The organism is Bacillus thuringiensis (genome assembly GCF_001182785.1).
In the GTDB taxonomy this organism is placed as follows: domain Bacteria; phylum Bacillota; class Bacilli; order Bacillales; family Bacillaceae_G; genus Bacillus_A; species Bacillus_A thuringiensis_S.
The window spans coordinates 5,188,831-5,203,371 of sequence record NZ_CP012099.1 but is presented as its reverse complement, the minus strand read 5'-3'; the positions used below and the strand labels follow the sequence as shown (position 1 = coordinate 5,203,371).

The window sequence follows — 14,541 nt, the reverse complement described above, 5'->3', positions numbered from 1 at the left end:
GAGTATGTTTCGAGATAATCGTACAAATGAATTAGTTATATTAAAGGAAATTGCAGAAACTTTAAATACATCAAATGATACATATCATGTATTGCAAGCTGTCCTAGAGAAATTACTAAGTGTGACAGGCTTAACGACAGGATGGATTTTTCTTGCGGATGAAAATGGGAAGTATACGAAGTTGATTGATTACCAATTACCAGAGGCACTTACATATGAAAATAAACGCCCGATGTGCGAAGGTGAGTGTTGGTGTTTACGAGGTTTTGTAGATGGGAAATTAGAGAGAGCCGTTAATATTATTGAATGTAAAAGAATTAATAATGCAATTGAATATAATTGGGGAGATACGGAGGGTATTCTTCATCATGCTACGGTGCCTTTAAAAGCTGGAGGAGAAAAATTTGGGTTGTTAAATGTTGCAAGTCCGGGTAAAACACATTTTTCGGAAGAAGAATTAGTATTACTCCAATCGGTTGCTTTCCAAATTGGTACGGCTTTAAAGCGAACGAAATTATATGAAAATGAAAAGAGAAGAGCACATTATTATGTGAAATTAGAGCGTTTCATTCAAGATTTAAAAACGATTCATAAGTTTAATGTACTACCTGAAAAGGTGGTAAATCACGTAGGTGAGGTATTTCAATGGAATCAAGTGGCACTTTTTATTAGGGAGGAAAAAGAACTATCTTTGCGAGCGTCTTACGTTCAGGAAGAGTTACAAGAGGATGTAAAAGAGGCGGCCAACAAGGCGTTAGAACAAGATGAACCAGTTCTAATAAAACATCAAATAGGACATAATGTACATCTAAATCGAGCTGTTATCGCTACGCCAATACATATTCAAAACCATATATTTGGTGTTTTATGTGTTAGCTTGAATAATGGAGAGTTTGATGCTAATACAATAGATGTAATTCAAGCACTATCGAACCATGTTTCGTTAATAATAGAGAATTTGAGGTTAAACGAGCAGCGCCGTGAACTTGTACGAATGGAAGAAAGAAATCGGCTAGCAAGAGATTTACATGATTCTGTTTCGCAAAAATTATTTTCATTAACCTTTATGACAAAAGGCGCCGAGGCAGTTTTAAAAGGTAAAAATGAAAAGGTAGATCAATCTTTGCATGAGATGCGTGAACTTGCGCAAGGAGCTTTGAAAGAAATGAGGACATTAATTTGGCAGCTTCGCCCGGCAGGATTAGAAAAAGGATTATTGCCAGCTCTAAAGCAGTACGGTGAAAATTTGGGACTGAAAATTAGGGAGCAAGTTACAGGTGTTCGTGATTTACCTCGTGTAGTAGAAGAAGCTTTGTGGCGCATTGGCCAAGAAGCACTGAACAATGTAAGTAAGCATGCAGGTGTAAAAGAAGCGACGATTTATTTTACAGTGAATGAGAAAAATGTATCATTAGAAATAGTTGATCAAGGAAAGGGCTTTGTGGAAAAGAATATAAAAGAAAAGAAATCACTAGGTATGACTACGATGCGTGAAAGAGTAGAATTAGTTGGTGGAACAATTAAAATTGTAAGTAGTAATAAACGAACGAGCGTAAAAGTAAATGTACCATTATGATGTGAAAATGAGGGAAGTTTGTGAAAATAAAAGTATTGTTAGTTGATGATCATACAGTCGTTTTAAAAGGATTAGCATTTTTCTTAAGTACGCAAGAAGATTTAGAGTTAGTTGGAGAAGCGAATAATGGGAAAGAAGCGTTAGTGAAAGTAGGAGAAACAAATCCTGATGTTATATTAATGGATTTATATATGCCTGAAATGGATGGTGTTGAGGCGACGGCATATATTAAAAAAGAGTATCCAAATGTGAAAGTAATTGTGTTAACTAGCTTTTCTGATCAGGCGCATGTGTTACCTGCATTAAGGGCTGGAGCAAGTGGATATATTTTAAAAGATGTAGAACCGGATCAGCTTGTTGAAGCTATTCGAAGCGCATATAAAGGTAATATTCAATTACATCCGGATATAGCAAATGCTCTTCTCTCTCAAACATTACCTGTAGAAGAAAAGGAAGAAGAGCCTTCTATTCAAGTGGATGTACTAACAGCGAGAGAAAATGAAGTATTGCAGCTATTAGCGAAAGGGATGAGCAATAAGGAAATTGCATCTGTTTTAGTTATTACAGAAAAGACAGTTAAGGCGCATGTAAGTAGCATTTTGAGTAAGTTGAATTTATCTGATCGTACGCAAGCGGCATTATATGCAGTGAAAAATGGAATTGTATAAGACGAAAGTCGTAAGACCTAGTTCGCCTTTAGAAGGTGGACTTTTTTTATGGAAAAATACGTCTATGTGAGGACGAAATTGTCCTGATATAAAGATAAAATATGTTTGTAAGCAACAAAACAACAATTACAAGGGATACCTTTTTTGAAAGCATATAACAACATAAGAGTGAGTACTAGGAGGAAGAAATAATGGCAACAGTTTTATTCGTTAAAGCAAACAACCGTCCAGCGGAACAAGCAGTTAGTGTGAAATTATATGAGGCATTTTTAGCAAACTATAAAGAAGCACATCCAAATGATACAGTGGTAGAACTGGATTTATATAAAGAAGAATTACCATATGTAGGTGTAGACATGATCAATGGTACATTCAAGGCAGGTAAAGGATTTGATTTAACAGAAGAAGAGGCAAAAGCAGTAGCAGTTGCTGATAAGTATTTAAATCAATTCCTAGAAGCTGATAAAGTTGTTTTCGGCTTCCCATTATGGAACTTAACGATTCCAGCAGTGCTACACACATATATTGATTATTTAAACCGTGCTGGTAAAACGTTCAAATATACACCAGAAGGTCCAGTTGGCCTAATCGGAGATAAGAAGATTGCATTATTAAATGCACGAGGCGGCGTATATTCAGAAGGTCCAGCAGCTGAGGTAGAAATGGCTGTTAAATATGTAGCAAGTATGATGGGCTTCTTCGGCGCGACAAACATGGAAACAATAGTTATTGAAGGACATAACCAATTCCCAGATAAAGCAGAAGAAATCATTGCTGCAGGTCTTGAAGAAGCAGCTAAAGTAGCAAGTAAATTTTAATTAAAATTATAATCGTCACTCGAAAAAACAGCATTAACATGTAAATGTTAATGCTGTTTTTTTATATTTTTAGTTCATCAGCAAGTTTTTCTAATTGAATTCGATCTCGTATGTAATAGGTTCTTCCGTCTTTTTTTAAGTAATTTTGTTGGCAAAACTGATTTAATACATATAAAAGATGACGGTAGCTGACATTTAAATATTCCGAGGCCTCGGTATGCTTTTCTATATAACAATTATTTTGTTCTGTTAATAAAATAAAAGCAGCTAATCGATTTTCAAAAGGATAACTATAGTTTTTTGCGTAATTTTCAGTGCGAGTAATTGTCTTTTCTCCAATAAATTTGCATAAGTGCTGTAAAAACGTTGCATCTTGTAATAAAAGTTGCTGACAATCTTTAAGAGGAAGTGCCAAACAAACACAATCTTCTAGTACTTCAACGGACTTAGTAATATTTTCTACTCCTATTAATCCTAATTCCCCGATAAAAGATGGTGCTTGAATAAAATTAATTAATGAAACTTTCCCGTTTTTATGATTCATATATATTTTTGCTTTCCCAGAAATTAAGTAATAGAGATAAGGGAGAGCATTTCCTTCGCTACATATCATCTCTTTCGTTTGAAAAGAATGTAGCTCTACATATGGCAAGACATGAAATGAAAATAGGGTATGGAATTGATGGATTCGCATGTATTGATAAATTTCTTCCTCATTTTTGCTGACTTTCATATTTTCACCCCTATTTATAGTATGAGATATCTCCTATTATCTTTACAAGAAGGAATGATACGATTGATGTAAATTTGTTTTTGTAGAAAAGAGAGTGTGATGAATTTATGAAAAAATATAAAACATTGCTATTTGATGTAGATGATACATTATTAGATTTCCAGAAGGCTGAAAAAGTAGCTTTACGGGTGCTTTTTGAAGAGAAGGGGATCCCTTTAACGGACGAGATAGAGGCTCGTTATAAAAAAATAAATAAAGGCCTTTGGGATGCTTTTGAAAAAGGTGAACTATCACGCAATGAAGTTGTAAATACACGATTCTCTATGTTGTTTAAAGAGTATGGAGAAGAAGCAGATGGTATATTATTCGAAAATAATTATCGAAGCTACTTAGAAGAAGGAAATCAACTCATGCAAGGTGCGTTTGAATTTATAAATCAAATTCAAGGGGAGTATGAGTTGTATATAGTGACAAATGGTGTTTCTAAGACGCAAGATAAACGTTTGCGTAATGCAGGGCTACATTCATTGTTTAAAGATGTTTTTGTTTCTGAAGATACAGGTTTTCAAAAGCCGATGAAAGAGTATTTTGATTATGTTTTTGAACGGATTCCTAACTTTGCACCTGAAGAAGGGCTGATTATTGGAGATTCATTAAGCGCCGATATTAAAGGTGGATATGTAGCGGGAATTGATACTTGTTGGTTTAACCCAGAAAGTAAATTAAATGATAGTGGAATTATACCGACATATGAAGTGCATAATTTTGAAGAGTTAGAAGCGTTATTAAAGCAGCGCGTGTAATAAAAAAATAGGCAGTGGAGCTTTCGTCCCCACTGCCTATTTTGATTAATTTGTAGTTTCGTTATGTTTTGGAAGTGGAAAGGCATTCCCGATAGCAGCTGCACCAAGCATTGGCAATAGCAAATTAAGCGGGAAAAACATAAGTAATAGTAATGTTATAGCTATTGGCTTTCGTAACGCATAGCTCGAAATTGCTGCCGTTACGATGGCAACAGATGCTACTGGATCTATAGGAAGAATAGATGCTACAGCGTATCCGATACTTGACCCAGAAAATATAATTGGGAAGATATGTCCACCTCGCCACCCTGTGTTCAAACAAACGGCAGTAATGCACAACTTTAAAATCCCTGAAAGAAGTAGTATCCAAAAAGATAAATGGCTCCATTCAACAACTAATTCTTTTAATTGATGTTCCCCTGAAAATAATGTGTATGGAAGAAAAGTTCCTGCAATTCCTAATAAAATACCACCGAGAATTCCGAGTGTCAGCTTGTATTCTCTAAAAGGGTGAATTAACTTCTCTAATGTGAATTCTAACTTGAAATAAAAGAAACCAACTATAGCACCGATACTAGCAAATGGAAGAAATGCGATCCATTCATTGAAAGAAAGTGAACCTTCCCCGAAATCAACAATAAAGGATCCACGATTATCGAGTTTACTCAGTAGTAAATAAACAGAAAAACCTGCGAAGGTAGTAGCTAAGTATACAATCGCCTTTTTTCCTTTAGAAAAAGCAGCAATTTGTTCTCCCTCATTTTCATTCGGTGCTAAATAACCGAATAATGGTGCGTTGAAAATGACACTTAAAGTAGCGCCAATTCCGATCTCGGTTAGCTCATCCATACCCTTCAAGGCAAATTTAAAGCGATCCCCTACCCATGTGCAAAGTCCGCCTATAATTCCAACTAGTGCGGCTTCTGGACCAAGACTAGCACCGAAAATTAAAACAATAATCGCGGTTAAAGTAGCCCGATGGACAAAGCGATATTCGATGCGACCAGTTTTTTTATATTCAGTCATCACTTCAGGCATAAGGCGTGGGTATGTACCGAAATATTTTTGTGATAGACCAACGAGGACCCCGCCAATTATTGTTACGCAAAGGGTGTAATAAGAGGGAAAAGAGAGAACTTCAGGCAAGTATCCCCAAATAAAGTGGATTCCAATATTTATTGTGACTAAAAATAACCAAACTGTAGCTCCTACTATAGATCCTAGAAGAATGCCATATAGAGCAAGTATGTACTGCATATCTTTTTTATCTGTCATGTTATACCTCCGTTATGTAAATCTTAGTAGGGAAAAAAGTGAAATATACTAGTGGAAAATGGATTGAATATATATAGTATCTTTTTGAGAGGATCGCCTATTCAACATGTAGGCTAAATTTTGGAGAATTTGAATTTATAGGTTAAATTACTTATTTAATTTTATAGACTGATTTGAGGTTTTTAAAGGTCTTTTTTGAAATAGATTAGAATATATTTCTTTTGTTGCTTTATATGAAATTGTTAACGTTTATTTTAGAACATTCAGAAAAACAGTTTGACATTAGGAAATTATTGCTATAAAATCAACGGTAATTGCATAGTCTTATCAAGAAAAGGTGGAGGGACAGGCCCGATGAAACCTTGGCAACAGCCGTATAACGGAATTGTGCCAAATCCTGCAGGTAGTAATCCTGAGAGATAAGAAAGAGCCTTTAGAGCGTGTTTTCAAACTGCTCCTTTCTTGTTTTCAGGAAAGGGGCAGTTTTTTATTTTGTATAAAAGAAAGGAGAATGAGAGATGGGAGAATCATGGGGAAAAGGAACGATTTGTGTGCAAGGTGGCTATACGCCAAAGAATGGTGAACCACGTGTTTTACCACTTTATCAAAGTACAACGTATAAATACGATACTTCAGATGATTTAGCAGCCCTATTTAACTTAGAGGCAGAAGGATATATTTATACGCGTATTGGAAACCCTACTCTAGCCGCATTTGAGCAGAAGTTATCAGATTTAGAAGGCGGTGTAGGAGCTGTTGCAACGGCTTCTGGGCAAGCAGCCATTATGCTCGCAGTTTTAAATATTTGTAGTAGTGGAGACCATTTGCTTTGCTCTTCAACGGTTTACGGGGGAACGTTTAATTTATTTGGAGTGAGTTTGCGTAAACTTGGCATTGATGTTACGTTCTTTAATCCAAATTTAACGGCAGATGAAATTGCGGCACTTGCTAATGACAAGACGAAACTCATTTATGCAGAATCATTAGGAAATCCAGCGATGAACGTTTTAAATTTCAAAGAATTTTCAGCTGCCGCTAAAGAATTAGAGGTACCTTTTATCGTTGATAATACATTAGCAACTCCTTATTTATGCCAAGCGTTTGAACATGGGGCGAATATTATTGTTCATTCTACGACGAAATATATCGATGGGCATGCGAGCTCCTTAGGCGGTATTGTAATTGACGGTGGAAACTTTGATTGGACAAATGGAAAATATCCTGAGCTTGTTGAACCAGATCCAAGTTATCACGGTGTAAGTTACGTTCAAAACTTTGGTGCAGCAGCGTATATTGTGAAAGCACGTGTTCAGCTATTAAGAGATTATGGGAATTGTATGAGCCCATTCAATGCATATATTAGCAATATTGGCTTAGAGACTTTACATTTACGAATGGAGCGTCATAGCGAAAATGCTCTCGCGGTTGCTAAGTGGCTTGCTAATCATGAACGTATTGAATGGGTGAATTATCCGGGATTAGATAGTAATGAAAATTACTCGTTAGCACAAAAGTATTTGAAAAAAGGTGCTAGTGGGGTTTTAACATTTGGGATTAAAGGGGGATTAGAAGCAGCAAAAGAATTTATCGCAAATGTAAAACTAGCAACTCTCGTAACACACGTAGCTGATGCACGAACTTGCGTTATACATCCTGCTAGTACGACGCATAGACAATTAAGTGCTGAAGATCAGCGTTTAGCTGGTGTTACATCTGATTTAATTCGTTTATCGGTTGGTATAGAAGATGTTTCTGATATTATTGCAGATTTGGAAGCAGCTCTAGTTGGAGGCAAAACACATGCCGATCATAATTGATAAAGATTTACCGGCTCGCAAAGTGTTGCAAAAAGAAAATATTTTTGTAATGACGAAGGAGCGAGCAGAAACACAAGATATACGCGCTTTAAAAATTGCTATATTAAATTTAATGCCAACGAAGCAAGACACAGAGGCGCAATTACTTCGCTTAATTGGAAACACACCGTTGCAATTAGATGTTCATTTACTTCATATGGAATCACATCTGTCTCGTAATGTAGCGCAGGACCATTTAACGAGCTTTTATAAAACGTTTCGTGATATTGAAAATGAAAAATTTGATGGGCTCATTATTACAGGAGCACCAGTTGAAACTCTTTCTTTTGAAGAAGTAGATTATTGGGAAGAGCTTAAACGTATTATGGAGTATTCAAAAACGAATGTAACATCTACGCTCCATATTTGCTGGGGGGCACAGGCTGGCTTGTACTATCATTATGGTGTTCCAAAGTATCCCCTTAAGGAAAAAATGTTCGGTGTATTTGAACATGAGGTTTGCGAGCAACATGTGAAATTGTTACAAGGATTTGATGAATTGTTTTTTGCTCCGCATTCTCGTCATACAGAAGTACGAGAGAATGATATTAGAGAAGTGAAAGAATTAACATTGTTAGCAAACTCTGAAGAAGCAGGTGTTCACCTTGTTATTGGGCAAGAAGGAAGGCAAGTTTTTGCCCTTGGACATAGCGAATATAGTTGTGAGACGTTAAAACAAGAATACGAACGAGATCGTGACAAGGGATTAAATATTGATGTGCCAAAAAACTATTTTAAACATAATAATCCAGATGAAAAGCCGCTTGTTAGGTGGAGGAGTCATGGGAATTTATTGTTTTCTAATTGGTTGAATTATTACGTGTATCAAGAAACCCCTTATATATTGTAAAGAAAGATTGTGTAACACGTGGCAACGTTTTCCTTGTAAAGATTAACTTATATTTTTCCGAATGTTCAAAATACATTGTTTTTCAGATTTTTTACTCATATAATTTCATCTAAACACAATTTTTGAGGGGTGGACAGTACTATGAAAGAAATTCAAGTTGGGTTATTAGGTCTTGGGACAGTTGGCAGTGGTGTGGTTCGTATTATTACGGATCATCAAGAACGACTCATACACCAAGTAGGTTGTCCAGTGAAGGTAACGAAAGTATTAGTGCAAAACATTGAGAAAGAGAGAGAGGTAGAGGTACCTTCTACTCTATTAACACAAGATGCAAATGAAATTTTAGATAATCCAAATATTGATGTTGTCATCGAAGTGATGGGTGGCATTGATGATGCAAAATCATATATTTTACAAGCCTTAAAAAGCGGAAAGCATGTTGTAACTGCAAATAAAGACTTAATGGCATTACATGGAGCTGAATTATTAGCGATAGCAAAAGATAATAAGGCTGATTTATTCTATGAGGCGAGTGTGGCAGGGGGAATTCCAATTTTACGCAGTATCGTAGAAGGACTTTCTTCAGATCTTATTACGAAAGTAATGGGAATTGTAAATGGAACGACAAATTTTATTTTGACGAAAATGTCAGACGAAGGGAGAGCATATAACGACGTGTTAAAAGAAGCCCAACAACTTGGATTTGCAGAAGCAGATCCAACATCAGACGTAGAAGGTTTAGATGCAGCAAGAAAAATGACGATTTTAGCTACTCTCGGTTTCTCTACAAATGTAGAGCTTGGAGATGTGAAAGTAAAAGGAATTACCTCTATTACAGAGGAAGATATTGAATACAGTAAGAGCTTAGGTTATACAATTAAATTAATCGGTCTTGCAAAACGAGATGGTGAAAAATTGGAGGTTACGGTTGAACCAACTTTACTGCCAAATACACATCCTCTTGCGGCGGTACAAAATGAATATAACGCTGTGTATGTGTATGGTGAAGCGGTTGGAGAAACGATGTTTTATGGACCAGGTGCAGGAAGTTTACCGACAGCGACGGCTGTTGTTTCTGATCTAGTTGCTGTAATGCAAAATATTAGATTAGGGGTAACAGGAAATAGTGCTGTAGTCCCGCAATATCAAAAAGTATTAAAAGAGCCAGACGAAATTGTCGTGAAAAAGTTTTTAAGACTTCATGTAAAAGACGAAATTGGTGTATTTGCAAAAATTACTTCATTGTTCTCTGAGCGCGGAGTTAGTTTTGAGAAAATTATTCAAATGCCGCTTGAAGAGAAAGGAAAGGCTGAAATTGTAATTGTAACGCATCGTGCGTCGCTTGCTGATTATGATTATATTCTACATACGTTGCAAGGGTATGAAGAAATAGATTGTTTGAAAGCGAACTATCGAATTGAAGGGGATGCTAAGTAGTATCTCTTACCATAAAACAGAAAGAGCCTATTAAGCAGCTTGCTTAATAGGCTCTTTTCTATTTAAAATCTGCGTACCAACTTGAATAAATGCTTGGATAATCCAGCCTGTTGTAAAGGATAAGATGATTGTTCCAAAATAGATAGGTCCATCTAATAAAAAGCTTAACGTTAAAAATAAAAAGGCTAATGAAATCTCTGTTCTTCTAAACGTCCATTTTTTCTTTTCAGCAACCGTTAAAACGAAAGCTTCTTGAGGCGCTGCGCAAAGGTTTGTAGAGACGTAAAGACCAATTCCAGCTCCAACGAATAGATTTCCGCAAATAAGTGTTATATATTTTGGAAGAGAGCGGATAGCGTCCATAATAGTTGTAATGGAACCAATCCAATCAACAAAAAGAGAAATAAGAACCATCGTTACAATTGTCCCGATTGTAATTTGTTTTTTATTCCAAAAGAGTACGATAAGTGTAAAGGCAAAGTTAATCATGAAAATCCAAAAACCAATACTTATCCCAAAATTTTGATATAGTGCAATAAAGAAGGAATCATAAGGACTAAGTCCAAAGGAAGTAATTGTCGTCATCATATTAATACCGATGGCAAGAATGAGTAAACCGCTAATGAAAAATATATATTCTAATTTGAATCGAAGCATAGTTGTATATCCTTTCTAAATGTATTTGCTAGGAAAGGATATATTGTGGAAAGCTTACCAGGTCAAGGGAGAATTTTTGTGAGAAGGGGAAAATGAGATGACAAATATAAGAAAGATTGCTGAACTTGCTGGAGTATCTGTTTCAACTGTTTCACGTGTACTAAATAATCATCCGTATGTAAATGAACAGAAACGAAAAGAAATTTTAGCGATTATAGAAGAATTAAATTATACGCAAAACGTGAATGCAATTCATTTAGTGAAAGGAAAAACGAATGTAATTGGCGTTTTATTGCCACACGTAAATGATCAATATTATAGCGCTATTATCGAGGGAATATCAAAAGAAACAGCAAAGAATAATTATAATATGATGCTTTGCCAGACGAATTATAGCGAGGAAAGAGAACTAGAAATTTTAAATATGTTAAAAATGAAAAAGCTTGATGGGGTTATTATTTGTTCTCGGGCAAATAGTAAGGAGAAGCTTGAAGAATATACGAAATTCGGCCCGATTGTTATGTGTGAAGAAATAGATTCGAAGTGCATTTCAAGTGTCCATATTGATTACTACAAAGTATTTTCACATGGGATGAAAAGCTTAATAGATGCCGGTCATACACGTATTGGATATTGTATTGGAAGAAGTAATAGTGTTAATAGCCAAAGACGAAAGAAGGCGTATGAAGATTCGCTTCAACAGAGTATCGTAACACCGTTAGAGACCTGGAAATTTGAGGGTTGTTTTACAGTGGAAGATGGACGTAATGTAATTAGAGAATGGGCTCATATGTCAGTAAAACCGACGGCGTTCCTTGTATCTTGTAACCATATTGCAGCGGGGATGGTTACAGAAGCAAAAAAACAAGGAATTCGTATTCCGGAGGATATTACGATTATTGGGTGTGATGATCAAGAGGTGGCAGATATATTGGGTATAACGACGATTTCGCATTCTAGTAAAAATGTTGGAGTGAAAGCGTTTGAATTATTATATGAAAAAATTAATGAAGAGAAATTAGATGTGAAGCATATAGAGTTATTACCAGAGTTAGTAGATAGAGAAACGACATAATTGAGAAGGTGTGAAAATCGCTTTTCAAAATGTCGTTTGGTATAATTATGGACAATCTATGAGGGCTAAAAGGGGTTTTGATATGAGATCAAAAGTAGTAAAAGTAATTCTACTCATTACAATTGCATCTTTCTGTTTATTTGCATATGGCTTTGTTTCAGGTGTAAATGATGTATTAAATCCGAAAGCTTCAAATTTAATTAAAAAGACCGATGTAGTGGCGAAAGAGAAAAAGAAAACGGGAACGTTACAAATCGTTAGTTTAGGTGATTCATTAACGCGTGGCGTTGGTGATAAAGAAGGAATTGGCTATGTTGGGCGAATGAAAGAAGATTTACAAAAAGATTATAAGCAAAAAATTGCATTAACAAATTTAGCAGTTAGTGGTGCAAAAATGCCTGATTTATTAAAACAAATTGAAAGTAGTGGCGCTCAATATTCAATTAAGCAAGCAGATGTAATCGTGTTAACGATTGGTGGGAATGATTTGTTTCCAGGCTGGGAATCGCTCGGGAAAATAGATTTAGAGACGTATCGTCCTGATACAGAAACGTTTCAAAATGAAGCGAAGAAAATTATAGAAGAAATTCGTAAATTAAATACAGATAGTCCGATTTTTTGGCTTGGTTTATACAATCCTTTTGAAGATGTAGAAGATTTAAAAGGGTCTTCAAACATCGTTGTGGACTGGAATGCATCTTTAGAGAAGTTAGCGCTAAACGATAAAAATGTGTATATTACACCGACATTTGATTTATTCCAAAACCGCGGGAAAGATTTATTATACTCTGATCATTTTCATCCGAACGAAGTAGGTTATACGTATATGGCAGAACGTTTAGTTCAAAATGTTGTAAGTAAATTAAAACTAGAACAAGGAGGGGTAAAATGACGACGATACTTTCCGTACGAGACTTGAAGAAGGTAATTGGAAAGAAGACTCTTGTAGAGAATATTTCCTTTGATGTAAAGCAAGGAGAAGTGTTCGGGTTCTTAGGACCAAATGGTGCTGGAAAGACGACTACCATTCGAATGTTAGTCGGATTAATTAAGGCGACAGAAGGTACAATTTCTATCGGTGGTTATTCGATTAAGGAAAATTTCAGAGAAGCGATGCGTCAAATTGGGAGTATCGTTGAAAACCCAGAGTTGTACACATATTTAACGGGATGGGAAAATTTAAAGCAATTTGCTCGTATGTTAGGTGATATATCAGATGAACGTATTATTGAAATTGCTAAAATGGTTCATTTGGATGAAAGAATTCATGACAAGGTAAAAACATACTCACTTGGTATGAAACAGCGCCTTGGAATTGCGCAGGCGCTCCTTGGGAATCCTAAATTGCTTATATTAGATGAGCCAACGAATGGTTTAGATCCAGCTGGGATTAGAGAACTTAGGGAATTTATACATAAGCTTGTGAAAGAAGAAAATATGAGCGTGTTTATTTCAAGTCACTTGCTAAGTGAAGTGCAAATGATATGCGATCGTGTTGCTATTATTCATAAAGGAAAGATGATAACAGTTGCCAAGGTTGAAGAATTAATTAAAACGGCAAGTGATCGTGTAGAATGGATTGTTACACCAATTTCTAAGGCGAAAGATATGTTAGAAGCGGCCGAAGAAGTAAGAGAAGTGAGTGTAGAAGGCGAGCGATTACTATGCCGCATGGATATTGCATCTATAAGTAGTTGGAATAAAAACTTTGTAGAAAATGAGATAGATGTACATAGCGTTAAGGAGCTTGTATTTACGCTAGAAGATTTATTTATTGAACTCACAAGGGGTGAGCAGCATGCGTGAATTTGCGAATCTAGTTTTAAATGAATCAGAAAAGATTTACCGTAAGAAACGTATTTTTGTTGTCATGCTTATTTTAGCAATCTTGATCCCGCTTTTTGTGTATGCGCAGTATCGTGAAATAGAAACGACACAAAAAAGACTCGGTACAACTGATTGGAAGGTTTCATTGCAACAGCAAATTGTTGATTCTCAGAACCGGTTAAACAATTCTAGGTTGCCAGAAGAATGGCGTGATTGGTTAAAGGTAAGAGTTGAGCAACAACAATATTATTTAGATCATGATATTAACCCGATGGCACCGGGTGCACCGACTTTTGTCAGGGCATTTATTGAACAAGGAATTACATTGTTTATTCCGCTTCTCGTAATGATTGTCGCCATTGATATCGTTTCAGGAGAACGAAGTGATGGGACGATGAAGATGTTACTTACGCGGCCGATTCGGCGCTGGAAAATACTCCTTAGTAAATACGTGACGATGTTATTTTTCATTTCGCTCATACTGCTTCTTGTAGGTTTGTTTGCTTACATATTATCAGGGCTTGTATTTGGGTACTCGGGATGGAATTTACCTGTTTTAACAGGGTTTGTCATTGATAAGGAAACGTTAAATACAAACTTTGTGCATCTTATTCCGCAGTGGCAATACATCTTAATGGCATATGGACTAGCCTGGTTTGTTGCTATCGTTGTCGGAACTATATCATTTATGGTCTCTGTTTTAATTCGTAATACACCAGCGGGTATGGGCGTTATGCTAGCTGCATTAATTGCAGGTGGTATCTTAAGCTCGTTCGCAACATCTTGGGAAGGCGCGAAATATATTTTTAGTGTGAATTTATCATTAACGGATTATTTATCAGGAAAATTACCTGCATTACAAGGCTTATCAATGGGATTTTCTTTGATGAATTTAACTGTTTGGGCAGTTGTTTCTCTTATTATTTCATTCTTAGTATTTACAAAACAGGATATGTTGAATTAATT

The 14,541-nt window shown here is 35.9% G+C and carries 14 protein-coding genes and 1 riboswitch; of the genes, 11 read left to right on the top strand and 3 right to left on the bottom strand.

The genetic code is table 11. The annotated features are described in order from the left end of the window. Positions 1–4: 4 nt before the first annotated feature. From AC241_RS26870 to AC241_RS26860, 3 genes are all read left to right on the top strand, one after another. The gene (locus AC241_RS26870) at positions 5–1,576 is read left to right on the top strand and encodes a GAF domain-containing sensor histidine kinase (RefSeq protein WP_029443696.1); all 1,572 of its coding nucleotides are present in this window, start codon (positions 5–7) and stop codon (positions 1,574–1,576) included. Between the two features lie 20 nt (positions 1,577–1,596). Next, positions 1,597–2,244, top strand: a complete 648-nt coding sequence (locus tag AC241_RS26865; protein ID WP_000695799.1) for a response regulator — start codon at positions 1,597–1,599, stop codon at positions 2,242–2,244. A 191-nt stretch (positions 2,245–2,435) separates the two neighbouring features. Beyond that, entirely contained in the window at positions 2,436–3,062 is a 627-nt protein-coding gene (locus AC241_RS26860) for an FMN-dependent NADH-azoreductase (protein WP_050844766.1), read from the top strand. A 61-nt stretch (positions 3,063–3,123) separates the two neighbouring features. Here AC241_RS26860 and AC241_RS26855 read toward each other — a convergent pair whose 3' ends face one another. Then, complete coding sequence (locus tag AC241_RS26855; RefSeq protein ID WP_029443695.1) at positions 3,124–3,795, bottom strand: transcriptional regulator YeiL; 672 nt, start codon at positions 3,793–3,795, stop codon at positions 3,124–3,126. A gap of 107 nt (positions 3,796–3,902) precedes the next feature. Here AC241_RS26855 and AC241_RS26850 point away from each other — a divergent pair, with 107 nt between their 5' ends. Next, entirely contained in the window at positions 3,903–4,598 is a 696-nt protein-coding gene (locus tag AC241_RS26850) for a YjjG family noncanonical pyrimidine nucleotidase (protein WP_029443694.1), read from the top strand. A gap of 45 nt (positions 4,599–4,643) precedes the next feature. Here AC241_RS26850 and AC241_RS26845 read toward each other — a convergent pair whose 3' ends face one another. Then, the gene (locus AC241_RS26845; RefSeq protein ID WP_050844765.1) at positions 4,644–5,873 is read right to left on the bottom strand and encodes a chloride channel protein; all 1,230 of its coding nucleotides are present in this window, start codon (positions 5,871–5,873) and stop codon (positions 4,644–4,646) included. Between the two features lie 321 nt (positions 5,874–6,194). Further along, a riboswitch (SAM riboswitch) is annotated at positions 6,195–6,299 on the top strand. Positions 6,300–6,391: 92 nt separating this feature from the next. Here AC241_RS26845 and AC241_RS26840 point away from each other — a divergent pair. The 3 genes from AC241_RS26840 (at position 6,392) to AC241_RS26830 (ending at position 10,016) form a co-directional block, all read left to right on the top strand. Further along, positions 6,392–7,690, top strand: a complete 1,299-nt coding sequence (locus AC241_RS26840) for a bifunctional O-acetylhomoserine aminocarboxypropyltransferase/cysteine synthase (protein ID WP_016079590.1) — start codon at positions 6,392–6,394, stop codon at positions 7,688–7,690. Further along, a complete protein-coding gene (gene metA / locus AC241_RS26835; protein WP_016079591.1) occupies positions 7,674–8,579 on the top strand; it encodes a homoserine O-acetyltransferase MetA in 906 nt (301 codons plus the stop codon). The genes AC241_RS26840 and metA overlap by 17 nt, the downstream gene beginning before the upstream one ends. Positions 8,580–8,720: 141 nt before the next feature. After that, positions 8,721–10,016: a homoserine dehydrogenase gene (locus AC241_RS26830; protein WP_016079592.1), complete on the top strand. Its 1,296-nt coding sequence runs from the start codon at positions 8,721–8,723 to the stop codon at positions 10,014–10,016. A 30-nt stretch (positions 10,017–10,046) separates the two neighbouring features. Here AC241_RS26830 and AC241_RS26825 read toward each other — a convergent pair whose 3' ends face one another. Further along, on the bottom strand, positions 10,047–10,673 hold the full coding sequence (locus tag AC241_RS26825; protein WP_016079593.1) for a YczE/YyaS/YitT family protein: 627 nt from the start codon (positions 10,671–10,673) through the stop codon (positions 10,047–10,049). Positions 10,674–10,770: 97 nt separating this feature from the next. Here AC241_RS26825 and AC241_RS26820 point away from each other — a divergent pair, with 97 nt between their 5' ends. Genes AC241_RS26820 through AC241_RS26805 form a run of 4 tightly spaced genes read left to right on the top strand, consistent with a single transcriptional unit; the run spans position 10,771 to position 14,539 of the window. Then, positions 10,771–11,748, top strand: a complete 978-nt coding sequence (locus AC241_RS26820; protein ID WP_029443691.1) for a LacI family DNA-binding transcriptional regulator — start codon at positions 10,771–10,773, stop codon at positions 11,746–11,748. Positions 11,749–11,758: 10 nt separating this feature from the next. Next, entirely contained in the window at positions 11,759–12,640 is an 882-nt protein-coding gene (locus AC241_RS26815) for an SGNH/GDSL hydrolase family protein (RefSeq protein WP_016079595.1), read from the top strand. Beyond that, positions 12,637–13,554, top strand: a complete 918-nt coding sequence (locus AC241_RS26810; RefSeq protein WP_016079596.1) for an ABC transporter ATP-binding protein — start codon at positions 12,637–12,639, stop codon at positions 13,552–13,554. The genes AC241_RS26815 and AC241_RS26810 overlap by 4 nt, the downstream gene beginning before the upstream one ends. Continuing rightward, a complete protein-coding gene (locus AC241_RS26805; RefSeq protein WP_001206482.1) occupies positions 13,547–14,539 on the top strand; it encodes a DUF2705 family protein in 993 nt (330 codons plus the stop codon). Before AC241_RS26810 ends, AC241_RS26805 begins: the two co-directional genes overlap by 8 nt. The last annotated feature ends 2 nt before the right edge of the window (positions 14,540–14,541 follow it).